General features: G+C 54.4%; 12 protein-coding genes. 7 read left to right on the forward strand and 5 right to left on the reverse strand.

Going from position 1 to position 14,307, the window contains the following annotated elements:
• Nucleotides 1-38: 38 nt before the first annotated feature.
• Together QLQ17_RS08035 and QLQ17_RS08040 are read right to left on the reverse strand one after the other, a co-directional pair.
• A complete protein-coding gene (locus QLQ17_RS08035; RefSeq protein ID WP_283209072.1) occupies nt 39-734 on the reverse strand; it encodes a TSCPD domain-containing protein in 696 nt (231 codons plus the stop codon).
• 29 nt (nt 735-763) lie between these two features.
• Complete coding sequence (locus QLQ17_RS08040; protein ID WP_283209073.1) at nt 764-2,902, reverse strand: adenosylcobalamin-dependent ribonucleoside-diphosphate reductase; 2,139 nt, start codon at nt 2,900-2,902, stop codon at nt 764-766.
• A gap of 707 nt (nt 2,903-3,609) precedes the next feature.
• Here QLQ17_RS08040 and QLQ17_RS08045 point away from each other — a divergent pair.
• Nucleotides 3,610-5,277, forward strand: coding sequence for an AMP-binding protein (locus QLQ17_RS08045; protein WP_283209074.1), 1,668 nt, complete (start codon nt 3,610-3,612; stop codon nt 5,275-5,277).
• 75 nt (nt 5,278-5,352) lie between these two features.
• Nucleotides 5,353-5,838 (forward strand): thioesterase domain-containing protein, encoded by a 486-nt coding sequence (locus tag QLQ17_RS08050; RefSeq protein WP_283209075.1) that lies wholly within the window; start codon nt 5,353-5,355, stop codon nt 5,836-5,838.
• 5 nt (nt 5,839-5,843) lie between these two features.
• Here the strand turns inward: QLQ17_RS08050 and QLQ17_RS08055 are convergent, their stop codons facing one another.
• Together QLQ17_RS08055 and QLQ17_RS08060 are read right to left on the reverse strand one after the other, a co-directional pair.
• Nucleotides 5,844-7,532 carry an ABC transporter permease gene (locus tag QLQ17_RS08055; protein WP_283209076.1) on the reverse strand — a complete coding sequence of 563 codons (1,689 nt, stop codon included), beginning with the start codon at nt 7,530-7,532 and terminating at the stop codon, nt 5,844-5,846.
• Between the two features lie 120 nt (nt 7,533-7,652).
• The gene (locus QLQ17_RS08060) at nt 7,653-8,669 is read right to left on the reverse strand and encodes a Fe(3+) ABC transporter substrate-binding protein (protein WP_283209077.1); all 1,017 of its coding nucleotides are present in this window, start codon (nt 8,667-8,669) and stop codon (nt 7,653-7,655) included.
• A gap of 162 nt (nt 8,670-8,831) precedes the next feature.
• Between QLQ17_RS08060 and QLQ17_RS08065 the strand changes: the two genes are divergently transcribed.
• The 3 genes from QLQ17_RS08065 (at nt 8,832) to QLQ17_RS08075 (ending at nt 11,221) form a co-directional block, all read left to right on the forward strand.
• A complete protein-coding gene (locus tag QLQ17_RS08065; protein ID WP_283209078.1) occupies nt 8,832-9,104 on the forward strand; it encodes a PilZ domain-containing protein in 273 nt (90 codons plus the stop codon).
• A 14-nt stretch (nt 9,105-9,118) separates the two neighbouring features.
• Nucleotides 9,119-9,709 carry a hypothetical protein gene (locus tag QLQ17_RS08070; RefSeq protein ID WP_283209079.1) on the forward strand — a complete coding sequence of 197 codons (591 nt, stop codon included), beginning with the start codon at nt 9,119-9,121 and terminating at the stop codon, nt 9,707-9,709.
• A gap of 201 nt (nt 9,710-9,910) precedes the next feature.
• Nucleotides 9,911-11,221 carry an HD-GYP domain-containing protein gene (locus QLQ17_RS08075; protein WP_283209080.1) on the forward strand — a complete coding sequence of 437 codons (1,311 nt, stop codon included), beginning with the start codon at nt 9,911-9,913 and terminating at the stop codon, nt 11,219-11,221.
• Here QLQ17_RS08075 and QLQ17_RS08080 read toward each other — a convergent pair.
• Nucleotides 11,211-12,302 (reverse strand): organic solvent ABC transporter permease, encoded by a 1,092-nt coding sequence (locus tag QLQ17_RS08080; RefSeq protein ID WP_283209081.1) that lies wholly within the window; start codon nt 12,300-12,302, stop codon nt 11,211-11,213. The two genes, QLQ17_RS08075 and QLQ17_RS08080, sit on opposite strands and share 11 nt — an antisense overlap.
• Before the next feature lie 277 nt (nt 12,303-12,579).
• On the opposite strand from QLQ17_RS08080, the gene QLQ17_RS08085 reads away from it, so the two are divergent.
• The gene (locus QLQ17_RS08085; RefSeq protein WP_283209082.1) at nt 12,580-13,530 is read left to right on the forward strand and encodes an ABC transporter ATP-binding protein; all 951 of its coding nucleotides are present in this window, start codon (nt 12,580-12,582) and stop codon (nt 13,528-13,530) included.
• Entirely contained in the window at nt 13,527-14,300 is a 774-nt protein-coding gene (locus QLQ17_RS08090) for an ABC transporter permease (protein WP_283209083.1), read from the forward strand. The genes QLQ17_RS08085 and QLQ17_RS08090 overlap by 4 nt, the downstream gene beginning before the upstream one ends.
• Nucleotides 14,301-14,307 lie beyond the last annotated feature (7 nt).

Consider the following 14,307-nt stretch of genomic DNA (forward strand, 5'->3'; position numbering starts at 1 on the left):
ACTCCGGGCCCATTGTCTAGCCTGGCTGATTAGTCACTTCAGCCGCACTTGCTATCGCCACAAGACAGGCAGGTAGCACAGCCGTCCATCACGATCACGGCTTTGGTGTTGCACTTGCCGCACATGGTGGAGTTTGGCGGATAATCGCCGGCCTTGTCATCGTTGGTGGCGGTGGTGTGGCTGGCTTCGAATTCCGCACGCTTTTCCGCCAGGATGCGCTTGGTGGTCTCGCTCATTTCTTCGCTTTCCAGCAAGCCGATGGCCTTCAGGTGCTTTTCGATCACGGCGCCGATTTCAGCAACCAGTGATGGCATGAACACGCCGCCTTTCTTGAAGTAGCCGCCGTTGGGGTCGTACACGCTGCGCAGCTCTTCCACCAGGAAGGTCACGTCGCCGCCTTTGCGGAATACCGCAGAGATAACGCGGGTGAGAGCGATAACCCACTGGAAGTGCTCCATCGATTTGGAGTTGATGAACACTTCGTACGGCTGCCGGCTTTCGTGGTCGGTGTCTTCGTTCAGCAGGATGTCATTGATGGTGATGTACATCGCGTGCTCGGCCACCGGCGGCTTGATCTTGTAGGTGGTGCCCAGCAGGAAGTCCGGGCGCTCGATGGTTTCGTTCATCCGAACCGGCTGCATTTCCTGCGGCTGTGCAGGTGCTTCCTGGGTGGCTTCCGGGTCAGCCTTGGTGACCCGGTAACCGACGATTTTGTTGCTGATTTTAACGGTCATGGTGTTTGTCCTATGTCGGTTGTTCCGGTTCAGTATTTTCCGTAAGTGCCTTCTTTCAGGGCGTCGAAGAGGTTCGCGGCGGAATGCAACTCGCCGTCGTACTCAACTTCTTCGTTGCCTTTCAGAGTCACTTTACTGCCGTCGTCCAACGTAAATTCGTACAGGGTGTTTTCCAGGTCTTTCTCTTTAACCAGCACGCCCTGGAAGGCCTCCGGGTTAAAGCGGAAAGTGGTGCAACCCTTCAGGCCCTTGTCGTAGGCGTACATGTAGATGTCTTTGAAATCCGGGTACGCGAAGTCTGTAGGCACGTTAGCGGTTTTGGAAATCGAGGAATCTACCCATGCCTGCGCGGCCGCCTGGATGTCCACGTGCTGTGCCGGGCTGACGTCGTCGGACGTGGTGAAGTAATCCGGAAGCTGCTTTTCAGCGTCTTCGGAGAACGGCATGGCACCTGCGTTTACGAGGTGGCGGTAGGCCAGCAGCTCGAACGAGAACACGTCCACTTTCTCTTTGGTTTTGCGGCCTTCGCGGATCACGTTACGCGCATAGTGATGCGAGAAACTTGGCTCGATGCCGTTACTGGCGTTGTTGGCCAGCGACAGGCTGATGGTACCGGTCGGCGCGATGGACGTGTGGTGCGTGAAGCGGCCACCTTTCTCGGCCAGCTTCTCGATCAGCTCTGGCTCTACGCTGGCAATTTTCTGCATGTACTTGCTGTACTTGGCGTGCAGAACCTTTCCTTTCAGCTTGTCACCCAGCTTGTAGCCGTCTTCTGAAAGCTGCGGGCACTTGGTCAGCATCTTGGGTGTGACCTCGAACTCGTCGTCCATGATCGGTGCCACGCCTTTTTCTTCGGCCAGGGCCAGAGATTGCCTCCAGCCTTCAACGGCCATTTCACGTACGACGTCTTCGGTGAACTGTACGGATTCTTCAGAACCGTAAGGCATGCGCAGCATCGCAAGGGTGGAACCCAGGCCGAGAATGCCCATGCCGTGACGGCGCTTGTAGGTGATTTCGTGGCGCTGCTGTTCCAGTGGCAGGCCGTTTACTTCTACCACGTTGTCCAGCATGCGGGTGAAGATGCCAACTACTTTGCGGTATTTCTCATAGTTGAAGCTGGCCTTTTCGGTGAACGGATAGTCCACGAACATGGTCAGGTTCACAGAGCCCAGCAGGCAGCTGCCATACGGGGGCAGGGGCTGCTCGCCGCAGGGGTTGGTGGCCCGGATGTCTTCGCAGAACCAGTTGTTGTTCATCTGATTGACCTTGTCGATCAGGATGAAGCCTGGCTCGGCGTAGTCGTAGGTGCTGGTCATGATGGTGTCCCAGATGAACTGGGCTTTCAGGGTGCGGTAAATCTTGCACGCCACTTTGCCTTCATCGTTGACCACGTAGCCTTTCTGGATTGGGAAATCGCGATATACGAACTGGCTTGGGTCGTTCAGGTCCAGGCCTTCGTCTGCGGCTTCTTTTTCAGTGACCGGGAAAGACAGATGCCAGTCGTCGCCGTTGCGCACGGCTTCGATGAAGTCTTCGGTGATCAGCAGCGACAGGTTGAACTGGCGCAGGCGGCCGTCTTCACGCTTGGCCTGGATGAAGTCGATCACGTCCGGGTGATGCACGTCGAAGGTGGCCATCTGGGCACCGCGACGGCCACCGGCAGAGGACACCGTGAAACACATGCGGTCGAAGATGTCCATGAAGGACAACGGGCCAGAGGTCGTGGCGCCAGCGCCAGCCACGTAAGCACCTTTCGGGCGCAGGGTAGAGAACTCATACCCGATGCCGCAGCCGGCTTTGAGGGTCAGGCCGGCTTCGTGGTTCTTCTCCAGGATGTCGTTCATGGAATCCTGAACAGAACCAGACACGGTGCAGTTGATCGTGGAGGTAGCAGGCTTGTGCGCTTCGGCGCCGGCGTTGGAGGTAATACGGCCAGCCGGAATGGCACCGTGGCGCAGGGCCCACAGGAAGTCTTTAACGTGTTTCTCACGATCTTTCTTGTTTTCGACCTGGGCGAGGGCGGTGGCGACCCGGTGATAGGTTGCTTCGATGTCTTTATCAACCGGCTCACCGGTTTTGGTCTTCAGTTGGTATTTGCTGCTCCAGATATCCAGCGAAGCATCCTGCATTGGAATTGTTGTTATCACGGCCTGTGCTTTAGCGTTCATTGCCACCCTCTGTTTCATCAATTCAATCGTTCAGTTCTTTGTGGCCTGTTGGTTGGACCGGCAGGCCACGCCCCTTGTTTCAAAGATTCTTTAAATACGTAAGTCTGGTACGTCTTTCCAAACCACTAGATCTGGTGTTTGACCACCCCGGCATTACCCACGCTGCGGCGGGGCGCCAGGTGCGGCGGAATGCGCTTTTCGCGGCCATATACAGCGCCGGGTCCTGATGTTGATTGTTCTGATTGTGTTCAGGAAACCCTACATATGGGCGAATTAGCAACGAGTATAACAGGATATAGTGTTCTGTGAAGAAGGAGAGAAACTATGAACTGGCGGCCATCTACAAAGAAAATCAATCACTGATGGCTTGCATTTAGCATAAGCCCTGACAAATCCCCGCGTTGGGGCATTTTCAGAGAAACCACAAGATGTAGTGTTCAGAAATTGTGCAAAAAATGAGGCAGGGTGGTGCCGGGGCGACGATAAACTGGCAACTACGCGCCATTTTGTGAAACTGTCTTACAAATTGGCGGTTTAACGTCAGTATGCTTATGTATCAAATAACAATAATCGCGGGTAATGTGAGAAAGTGAATTAGTTAGATCGGGTACCGCTCGATGGTTTAGAATACTACCGCTTATTCGACTAAAGTCGTATATCGACGTTTGATACACATAAAAATAGATAACAGCAAGCAAGGAAGGTACATGGACACTACCAATAAATTACCTCTAGATATGGTCTACCACTGGGAAAAGACCATACCTGACTCCCTCTATATGACGCAGCCCATCGGTAATGGCCAGGTGGTTGAATACACCTGGAAGCGTGCTGTGGATGAAGCGCGCCGAATGGCATCCTATCTGAAATCGCTGAACCTGCCTGAAAAGAGCCGGGTCGGCATTATTTCCAAAAACTGCGCTCAGTGGATCATGTCCGACTGGGCAATCTGGATGGCCGGCCACATTTCCGTGCCGCTGTACCCAACCCTGAATGCTGACACCGTGAACTACATCCTGAACCACGCCGAAGTCGAGGTTCTGTTTGTTGGTAAGCTGGACGACTGGGACATGATGAAATCGGGCGTGCCTGAATCTGTGCGCTGCCTGTCATACCCGCTTAGCCCGCCCAACGATTTCGAGTCCTGGGACGACATTGTTGCCAAATATCCGCCGCTTGAAGAGAACGTTCAGCGCGATCCGGACGAGCTGGCCACCATTGTGTACACCTCTGGCAGCACGGGCCGCCCGAAGGGTGTCATGCTGAGTTTCAACAACATGGCGTTTGCCGCTGTCGGTGGCGCGGAAGTGCTGGGTGTTGGCCCGGAAGAGCGCATGCTGTCGTATTTGCCGCTGGCCCACGTGTTCGAGCGTACCTACGTCGAGCTGGGTTCGATTTATTCCGGCTTCCAGCTGTATTTCGCGGAATCCCTGGACACCTTTGTTCAGGACCTTCAGCGTGCCCGTCCCACCTTGTTCCTTTCGGTTCCCCGTCTGTGGGTGAAGTTCCAGCACGGCGTGCTGCAGAAACTGCCTAGGGAAAAGATGGAAAAGATGATGAAGATTCCGGTAGTTCGGGGTCTGATCAAGAAGAAGGTGCTCAAGAACCTGGGCCTGGACAAGGTCAAGCTGGCTGGCAGTGGTTCGGCACCTTTGTCCCACGACGTTCTGGACTGGTACCGCAACCTGGGTCTGGAGCTGCTTGAAGGCTACGGCATGTCCGAGAACTTTGCTTACTCGCACATGAACAAGCCAGGCCGTTCGCGTACCGGTTATGTAGGCGAAGCAGCGCCGGGCGTTGAGGTGAAGATCAGCGACGAAGGCGAAGTGCTTGTGAAGAGCCCGGCCACCATGATGGGCTATTACAAGGACGAAGAGAAAACCAAAGAAACCTTCACCGAAGACGGCTTCCTGAAGACCGGCGACAAGGGTGAAATCGACGAGATGGGCCGACTGAAGATTACCGGCCGCATCAAGGAGATCTTCAAGACCAGCAAGGGCAAATACATTGCGCCTGCGCCGATTGAGAATCGCCTGATGTCTCACGATGCCATCGAAATGGTCTGCGTATCTGGTGCCAACCAGACCCAGCCACACGCGCTGGTGATGCTGAGCGAGGAGATTCGTCCAAAGATGGCCGACGAAGAGTTCCGCAAGGAAATTGAGGAAAGCTTCAAAAAGTTGATCAGTGACGTGAACAAAACCGTTGATCCACACGAACAACTGGCGTTCATCACGGTAGTCAGCGACGAGTGGTCCATCGAGAACAGCTTCCTGACCCCAACGCTGAAACTGAAGCGTAATGTGGTAGAGGATGCTTATCAGGATCAGGTGGATAACTGGTACGCGAAACGCAAGCCTGTCATCTGGCAGTAAGTCCTGAATGCCGACATAAGTCGCATAGGGAAATGCTTTTGCAATGCCTAAACTGGGTCAGTTTCAGGAGGAAATATGACCCAGTTAGGTCGTTTTCAAAAACGCATTCATGAAATGATTCCGCTGTCTGAGGCTCTGGGCGTCCGTCTGGAGTCTTATGACGGCCATGCGCTGATGGTCAGCGCACCTCTCGAGCCAAATCACAATCATCAGGGTACCGGATTCGGTGGCAGCGTTTATTCCGTGGCGGTGATATCTGCCTGGGGGCTGGTAGAACTGGTTCTGTCCGACCTTGGCCTTGAGGGTAATGCGGTCATTCAGGTCGGGGAAATCGAACACATTGAGCCAGTAAACTCCCAGTTCTTTGCGCTTTGCCGTCTGCCCGGTGGCGAAGTGCCGGATCGTTTCCGGAAGAGCCTTGCACGACATGGGAAGGGAAGGATGTCGCTGATCGCTGAGGTCTACTGCGGAGAGCCGACGCTGGAACCTGTGAAGGAACCTGCTGCGGTGTTCCAGGGCCGATTTGTGGTGCAGGACGTCCGTTCTAAGCTGCCCATCTGAGGGCCTCAGCCGATCGAGCGGGTTTTTGAGATCGACCGGCTCATCAGGATGATCGGAATAATACCCGCCAATACAATCACCAGCGATGGCAGGGCACTGCGCGCAAGCTGCTCGTCAGACGCGTACTGATAGACATAGGTTGCCAGGGTATCGAAGTTAAAGGGCCGCAGTATTAACGTCGCCGGAAGCTCCTTCATGACGTCGACGAACACCACCAGCGCTGCCGTCAGCAACGTGCCTCTCAACATCGGCAGATGAACGCGGATCAGTGTCCCACCGGGCGTGTGCCCCAGAGAGCGTGACGCCATGTCCATACTGGGCGTGATTTTCTGCAGGGCGCTTTCCACACTGCCGGCGGATACCGCCAGAAAGCGTACCGTGTAGGCGAAAATCAGCGCGAACGCCGAGCCACTAAGTAGCAGGCCAGAGCTGAAACCAAAGGTTTCCCGCATGATGCTGTCCAGCCAGTTATCGAACCCGGCCAGCGGAATGATGACGCCAACCGCCAGAACGGCTCCCGGCATGGCGTACCCCAGACTGGATAGCCGCATCATGACCTGCATGCCTCGGGTGTCATGGAGGCGACGGCTGTAGGCAAGCGTGACACCAATAATCAACGTGGTCATGGCGGCAGCGCTGGACAGGAACAGGCTGTTCAGGGTATTGCGCACAAAGGTGTCGTTCCAGCTTTCATCAAAGTATTCCCAGGCAAACTGGCCCAGTGTGAACGCTGGGATCGCGAAACCAAAAATGACGGGTGCGGCGCAGACCAGTATGCACAGTGCCTGGCGAGGCCCAGACATTTTGAATCGGCGAATGGGGTCGCGGTTGTCTCTGGCGGCAAATTGTTGCTGTTTGCGCCGGGAGTAGCGTTCCAGAGTCACCAGAATCACTACGAACGCCAGCATGGTCGTCGCAATCTGTGCCGCTCCACCCAGGTTGCCGAGGTTCATCCAGGTGTCGAACAGACCGGCGGTGAGCGTCTGTACTGCAAAGAAATCCACTGTGCCGAAGTCATTGAGGGTTTCCATCAGAACCAGCGAGAGGCCGACCGCCACGGCTGGCCGTGCGATGGGCAATACCACCCTGAAAAAGGTGCTGATGGCAGAGTGCCCCAGACTCCGGCTGACGGCGAATAACGATGGTGACTGTTCCAGGAAGGCGGCTCGGGCCAACAGGTACACATAAGGGTAGAGCACCAGCCCGATCATCAGTGTGGCGCCTTCGACACTGCGGATTTCCGGGAACCAGTAGTCTGCCGCATTTCGCCATCCAAACCATTCCCGCATTGCCGTCTGCACCGGGCCGGCGTAATCAAGCAGGCTGGTGTACACATAGGCGATGACGTAAGCCGGTACCGCAAAGGGCAGCAGCATCGCCCATTCGAAAAAACGCCGCCCCGGGAATTCGCACATGGTGACGGCCCAGGCGGTGGACAGCCCAAGCACCAGGGTAATGATGGCGACGCCGAGCATTAACTGAAGCGTGGTAGCCAGGTAACGGGGCAGGGTTGTATCGATAAGGTGTGGCCAGATGTTCTCTTCCGGGAACAATGCCAGGAACAGTACCGAGATGACCGGCAGGGCAACAATCAGGGTTATTAGTGCAGCGGAGACAACCCAGCGTTTCGAGGTTCGCCTGGCCAGCAACGCCGGTGGGGCGCTCTGTTGGGTGGCGTTGATCACCTCGGACATGTCGTTCCTCTGGTTAGGAAATTACATCTTATGCAAATAAGAATGAGAAAGAGTAAGAAGGGGATTCTAGTGCGGGGAGGCAAAGCCCGCAATGATTTGCGGGCTTTTTACAACGTTGGATCAGTTGTCGTAATCGACCCGATCCACCATTTTCACGGCTTGATTACGGTGGTCAGCGATTTCCTGAAGTGAGAGTGAGTCCGGGTTGATATCGCCCCACTCGGCAACAATGCCCGCAGGCTCTACCGATGGGTTTGCCGGGTACTCGGTGTTTGCTTCGGCGTAGATACGCTGCGCTTCCGGTGTGCTCAGGAACTCCATTAGCTTGATGGCGTCTTCCCGGTTAGGAGCGCTCTTGGTCAGCGCAATGCCGCTGATGTTGATGTGAGTGCCACGGCCATCGTTGTTTGGGAAAATCAGGCGCACTGATTCTGCCGCTTCGCGCTGATTTTCGTCCATCAGCATGTTGCCGTAATAGTAGCTGTTACCGATGGAAAGGTCGCACTCGCCAGCATGGATTGCTTTGATCTGGTCGCGGTCGCCGCCTTGTGGCTTGCGAGCGAGGTTGTCTTTCAGGCCTTCCAGCCACTCTTCAGTGTACTCAGCACCGTGGTGCGCAATCATGGAAGAGAAGAGGGCGATGTTGTAGGGGTGCTTGCCACTGCGGGTGCAGATGCGGTCGTCCCATTTCTCGTCAGCCAGTTCTTCATAGGTGGTGATTTCACCTTCTTCGACGCGCTCTTTGGACGCGTAAATCAGACGGCCACGGGTGGTCAGGGCATACCATTTGCCTTCCGGATGACGCAGGTTTTCAGGAATGTTGCTTTCCAGCTCGTCGTTCTGCAGGCCTTGTACAAGGTCGCGGTCGACCAGTTCGCTCAGACGGGAAATATCCACCGTCATTACTACGTCTGCTGGGCTATTGCGGCCTTCGCGCTCGAGGCGTTCTGCAAGGCCTTTCTTGGCGAATACCACGTTGGTGTCAATGCCGGTTTCTTCTTTAAAGGCTTCAAGAAGCGGCTCGAGGAGGTAAGCCTGACGATAGGAATAGATGTTCACTTCGCCTTCGGCCTGGACAGCCATTGGGGCGAGAAGGGCTGCGGCTGAAATCGCCGTCGTCATTTTCTTGAGATTCATAGTCAACTTTCCGTCATGGTTGAAATAAAATATATTGATAACCGGAACCATTCTCATTTGTGTTAATCGCAGTGTCAACTGGTAGGGCGAACTTCTTTCAGAAATAGTGCTATGCTTCGGAAGACTATAAAAACTATGCGAAAAGTGGTGAGTGCCGGGACTATGGCTGGTAATGAAAGAAGGATACATTCTCGAACCGCGATGAGCGCCAAGGTAAAGGTTGTGCACGATTCGCAGGGTGAGTTTGTCTTTTCCACGAGAGATATATCCGACGGGGGTGTGTTCATCGTTGTGGATGCAGAACCCTTCGAGCCCGAGATTGGCGACAAGCTGACGGTCCAGGTGCAGGGCCTGCCCGTTCCGGCGCCAGTGCTGGATATGGTGGTCGTTCGCAAAACCAACGATGGGTTTGGTCTCCAGTTCGAAGATGAATGAGGTTTTTCAACACAATGAATCCTGGTCTCGCAAAAGGACTATTTGCTTCAATTCCGCTGCTTCTGTCAGGTTGCGCCTCTTACTACACGCATTACGCGGTGTTTCCTGCTGAAAATTCGACAGGCGAGCAGCGGCAGGTCAAGGTGACATGGCAAACGGCTGACTACCCGGATTGGTGGATCAGCGACGATCAGTCGACACCAATAACTCTGGAAACCCAGTGCAGCACCAGAACCTGGCGAATCGTGGATCGCACTCACACGGGCGCTGATGATCAGGATTGCGCCCCTGGCATTCGAGCCTGTGGTGCGTCGGGTCAGGACCATTTTGCGGATGATATGGGACGGGAATTCGATGAACGCGCCTGCATTCGAGTGAACCCCTCGGATCCGGATGCGCTGGTGACCGATATTTCCACGTCGCTGAAGTTATTGGTCAGCTGCCGCCCCGTCGAGACTAGCCGCCAGATAGGCGATGAAACGGAAAATACTGATTACCTGCGGGCGTCTCCGGTTCCTTATACCGTTCACAGTCGTAAAGGCGTCCGGGGACGACTCGATAGTAAACCCCCGGAGCTTGATGACTCGATTTGCGACGACGAATAGACGGCCTCCGTTCCATTAGAATTCGTCTATAATGAATAAAGCGGTGTGACCAGGGTCACGTCACTACATTTTGTTGCTCGGTGATAGTCTTGGTTACTGTTTGTGTTGTTCGGGTTACTCGACTCAACATAAATGTAATGGACTCTGTCGGTCTATCCTGCAAAATGGAATCATCTCGAAGTATAGATGCAGAGGTGCTCCATGGGCTTTCAGACAAAAAAAGTGTTTGTACACGATCTCGAAATCGGCATGTTTGTGTCTGATCTGGATCGTCCGTGGCACCAGACCCCTTTCCCCATCCAGGGTTTTCCTATCCGTTCACAGGATGACATCCGTGCGTTGACCTCTTATTGCAAGTGGGTTGCAGTGGATGTGGCCGAGGCACGCCAGGCGATTGAAGAGACCGGCTCAGGCGGCAAACTGGTGTTTGGCCGCCAGAAGAAAAGTAAGGACAGGGCGCGGCAGGAAGTAAAACTTCCACCTTTGAATATTCGCGAGCCGGTAGCCCATCAGAAGGTCACCTCGTTGAGAAAGGAACTGAAGGTTTCCCGCCGGTTGATGGCCGATGCAGACAGGTCATTGACCAAGGTGTTCGAGTCCATCAAAAGCAACCAACCGCCTGATCTGACGGAGATTGCCCGGGCAACTCAGAGTATGGTGTCCAGTGTGGTGCGTAACCCTGATGCCATGCTGTGGTTGAGCCGCACCCGTCAATACGATGATTTCACCTATCAGCATTCGGTCAACACGGCCGTGTGGGCTTTGGTCTGTGGTCGTGAACTGGGGCTGAACGAAGGGTTGCTTAATCACCTCGGTATGGGATGCCTGCTTTCTCAGGTCGGTAAACTCGCATTGCCTGAACGTCTGGTGCAAAACGAAGGTCGGTTGGAGTCAGACGACTTTGAACTGTATCGCACCTACGTTGAGAAAGGTGTCCAGCGTCTGTCGGATTCAGGTGTTTCCAGAGCGGTCCTGAGCGTGGTGCAGAATCACCGGGAGCGTCACAATGGTTCCGGTTTTCCTGAAGGCGTGCGCGGCGACCGCATTCCGCTACTGGGGAAAATTGCTGGCCTGGCTGAATACTTTGAATCGCTCGTTGGACCGCGGGAAATGTCTCAGGCAATGACTCCGGCCAGGGCGGTCAGCATGCTTTATGAGCTGCGCAACATTGAATTTCAGGAAGACCTGGTCGAGAAGTTCATCGCCGCTGTAGGGGTGTACCCCACGGGCAGTCTGGTTGAGCTGAATGATGGCCAGCGCGGTGTCGTGGTGTCCCATTCGTCAGAGCGTCGTTTGTGGCCGAAGGTCATGGTAATGGCAGATCGCACTCACAAGCCCCTTAAGACCGCCAAGATCATTGATCTGGCGAAGTACAATGAAGGCAAAGACGCGCACGACACGATGTCCATCGCTGAGTGTTTGCCCTCCGGCACTGAGGGCCTGCATCCTGAGCACTACGATGTTACCGGCGCCGAAAGCCGCTGGGCGCTTTCTCAGATGATCAGGGTGTAATCACAACCCTCAGAGACTTTTTGATCCAGCGATAGGTGTCGTCGGGTTTAAAATTAACCAGAATCTCTGCCTCACCGCCTGCCTCGCCGTCGAGGAAGTATTCCACCGAAGCCGTCTGCCAGCTGAATGAGTGCACGACGACGTCTTGATCCCGGGTACTGATTGCCTCCAGATTTGCCAGTGAGGGCTCGCCGCCTATCTTCTTGATGTCTATGCTCTTGATGGCGGTATCGGACTGTGGAAAGTCTGCGACGAATTCGTCCAGATAGTACTCGATCGCTAGATCGGTACTGATGATATCCAGTTCGCGAGTCAGAAAATTCTCTGCCGTAGTGATTTCAATATCAGCTATCGTTCTGATGGACTTCAGTATCCGATCCCTGAGGTTTTCCTTGTCTTCCTTGTATTCGACATCTTCGTCCCGATCTTCCGGATCTTCTGGGCGGGGCGGAGCATTATCGATGGCTTCCTGGGTGGGAGGTTCCTGGCAAAGCTCATTGTCCGGCGGGTAAAAACAAATCTCTGCCAAAAGTTGATTGGCAGGGGACAGGCGATCGTCATCGTCCAGGGCAAATTCTCCACGCGGCACGTTGAAGTCGATTGGGTCAGTCAGAGAGGGCAGAGTGGCATTCAGCTGTTCAATAACACGCTCCCGGATTTCAATACCCTGACCATCTGCGGTTCTCATCCGCCAGTTCAGCGTCAGCAGGAAACGCGTTAAATTAATGAGCGGGTCGGATGTTTGCACCAGCTGTTGCTCGGTAATCCGGTGGCTTTGCAGGCCTTCCTCGGTGGTGCCGGCGATCTTCAGGGCTTCCCGCTCGTCGGTAAAAAATTCGAGCGGCGTCACAACCGGCTCTACTGGCACACCGCTGATCAGCTGAAGATCTCCTACCCACAGGGTCAGCTCCTCGCCAGGGTAGTATTCGTATTCGCCCTTTTCGTTGGTTTTGCCGCGTTGACTGGCTGTTTGATAGGTCAGGCCGGAGATCCCCGTCGGGGTGATTTGACCCACCTCTGCTCCATTGCTGCCACCGTTTTTATCATCGTCGAGACAGCCCGCCAAAAGGAGAGCGGACATCAGTAATGGAGCGCCTGTCTTGAGGTGAACGGATCTCATGGTTGTGGGAACATCCTTGCTTCAGGTCAGCCTGTTGCCCCCGGTTTTAGCGGGCCGCAGCAATGTTTGTAAATTGTTGTAACCGGCATTATAGGGATCGTTGGCGCCCTATATCGGGAAACCTGTCGCAGTTTGGGGTTTTCGTCACTGCTATCTGTCCGGGACGACACCTTGAAATTTTCGGTCAGGGCCGCCATTGAATGAGCTTCCGCCCGATCCGCTTCAATATGGAATGGACATGACCAACGCTTTAGAAATAGAGAATCTTGTCAAAACTTACGGCGACGGCTTTGCTGCGCTGAAGGGCATTGATATGAACGTCAAAGAGGGTGACTTTTTTGCCCTTCTTGGGCCAAACGGCGCCGGAAAATCCACTACCCTGGGTATCGTTTGTTCCCTGGTTAACAAGACGTCGGGCAAGGTCAGGGTGTTTGGCTCAGATATTGATACCCACCTTTCTGACGCCAAGCTCAATTTGGGCGTGGTTCCCCAGGAGTTCAATTTCAATCAGTTTGAGAAGGTTTACGACATCGTCACCACTCAAGCTGGTTACTACGGAATACCACTTCGCAAAGCCGCAGTATCGGCTGAGAAATACCTCAAGCAGCTGGGCTTATGGGATAAGCGTAACACTCCCGCCCGCATGCTCTCAGGCGGCATGAAACGTCGGCTGATGATCGCCCGTGCGCTGGTTCATGAACCAAAACTGCTGATACTGGACGAGCCGACCGCCGGCGTGGACATCGAGCTGCGGCGCTCCATGTGGGCCTTTCTTGAGGAGATGAACCGCCAGGGCACCACCATTATCCTCACTACCCATTATCTGGAAGAGGCCGAGGCGCTTTGCAGAAACATTGCCATCATCGATCACGGCAAGATCCTGAAGCACACCAGCAAACGGGATCTGCTGCAGCAGCTGAGCGTTGAGACCTTTGTGCTGGACACTGACAAGCCACTGGAAGCGGTTCCAGAACTGAAGAATTTCGATTGTCGGCTGGACGATGAAGGTGCGTTGTTGGTCGAAGTACAGAAAGGGCACAGCCTGAACGGCATGTTCATTGAACTTGAAGCAAAAGGCATTCGCGTCGTCAGCATGAGAACCAAAGCGAACCGCCTGGAGGAGTTGTTTATCCGTATGGTCGAAGAGAACGCGGAACAAACCCGGGTAAGTCAGGAGGGCGCGGCATGAGAACCGATGCCATGATGACCGCGTTCAATACGATTGTGGTCCGCGAAGTGCGACGCTTCATGCGGATCTGGCCGCAGACACTGCTCCCACCGGCCGTCACCATGACGCTCTATTTCATTATCTTCGGCAATCTGATTGGGTCTCGTATTGGCAGTATGGGTGGCTTCGATTATATGGCCTTCATCGTGCCTGGATTGATCATGATGTCGGTGATTACCAGCTCATACGCCAACGTGGTGTCTTCGTTCTTTTCGATGAAATTCCAGCGAAGTATCGAAGAATTGCTGGTGTCCCCGGTGCCAAACTGGATTATTCTTTCCGGGTACGTGGCCGGCGGCATGGCGCGAGGTCTGGGGATCGGGCTGATCGTCACCCTGTTATCGCTGGCCTTCACCCGATTGTCGATTCACAACCTTCCGATGGTGATCCTGACGGTCTTTCTCACGTCGGCGCTGTTTGCCGTTGGTGGTTTCATCAATGCCATGTTGGCCACCAAATTTGACGACATTTCAATTGTGCCCACGTTTGTGCTGACGCCGCTGACCTATTTGGGGGGCGTGTTCTATTCAATCGATCTGTTGCCGGCCTTTTGGCAGGGCGTCTCAATGATCAATCCCATTCTTTATATGATCAATGCGTTCCGCTTTGGCATTCTTGGTGTATCGGATGTAAACCCCTTTATTGCTCTCGGGATGATTCTGGTGTTTATTACGCTCCTTTCGGCGGTGGCCTTGCGTATGCTGAACAGAGGCAAGGGCATTCGCAGCTAACGCTGTC

Origin of the sequence: Marinobacter sp. CHS3-4, from assembly GCF_030053415.1 — a bacterium.
GTDB lineage: Bacteria > Pseudomonadota > Gammaproteobacteria > Pseudomonadales > Oleiphilaceae > Marinobacter.

Excerpts from the sequence above, each read along its gene's own strand:
- QLQ17_RS08035 (WP_283209072.1), bottom strand. The coding sequence starts at position 734 with ATGACCGTTAAAATCAGCAACAAAATCGTCGGTTACCGGGTCACCAAG.
- QLQ17_RS08040 (WP_283209073.1), bottom strand. The coding sequence starts at position 2,902 with ATGAACGCTAAAGCACAGGCCGTGATAACAACAATTCCAATGCAGGAT.
- QLQ17_RS08045 (WP_283209074.1), top strand. The coding sequence starts at position 3,610 with ATGGACACTACCAATAAATTACCTCTAGATATGGTCTACCACTGGGAA.
- QLQ17_RS08050 (WP_283209075.1), top strand. The coding sequence starts at position 5,353 with ATGACCCAGTTAGGTCGTTTTCAAAAACGCATTCATGAAATGATTCCG.
- QLQ17_RS08055 (WP_283209076.1), bottom strand. The coding sequence starts at position 7,532 with ATGTCCGAGGTGATCAACGCCACCCAACAGAGCGCCCCACCGGCGTTG.
- QLQ17_RS08060 (WP_283209077.1), bottom strand. The coding sequence starts at position 8,669 with ATGAATCTCAAGAAAATGACGACGGCGATTTCAGCCGCAGCCCTTCTC.
- QLQ17_RS08065 (WP_283209078.1), top strand. The coding sequence starts at position 8,832 with ATGGCTGGTAATGAAAGAAGGATACATTCTCGAACCGCGATGAGCGCC.
- QLQ17_RS08070 (WP_283209079.1), top strand. The coding sequence starts at position 9,119 with ATGAATCCTGGTCTCGCAAAAGGACTATTTGCTTCAATTCCGCTGCTT.
- QLQ17_RS08075 (WP_283209080.1), top strand. The coding sequence starts at position 9,911 with ATGGGCTTTCAGACAAAAAAAGTGTTTGTACACGATCTCGAAATCGGC.
- QLQ17_RS08080 (WP_283209081.1), bottom strand. The coding sequence starts at position 12,302 with ATGTCCGCTCTCCTTTTGGCGGGCTGTCTCGACGATGATAAAAACGGT.
- QLQ17_RS08085 (WP_283209082.1), top strand. The coding sequence starts at position 12,580 with ATGACCAACGCTTTAGAAATAGAGAATCTTGTCAAAACTTACGGCGAC.
- QLQ17_RS08090 (WP_283209083.1), top strand. The coding sequence starts at position 13,527 with ATGAGAACCGATGCCATGATGACCGCGTTCAATACGATTGTGGTCCGC.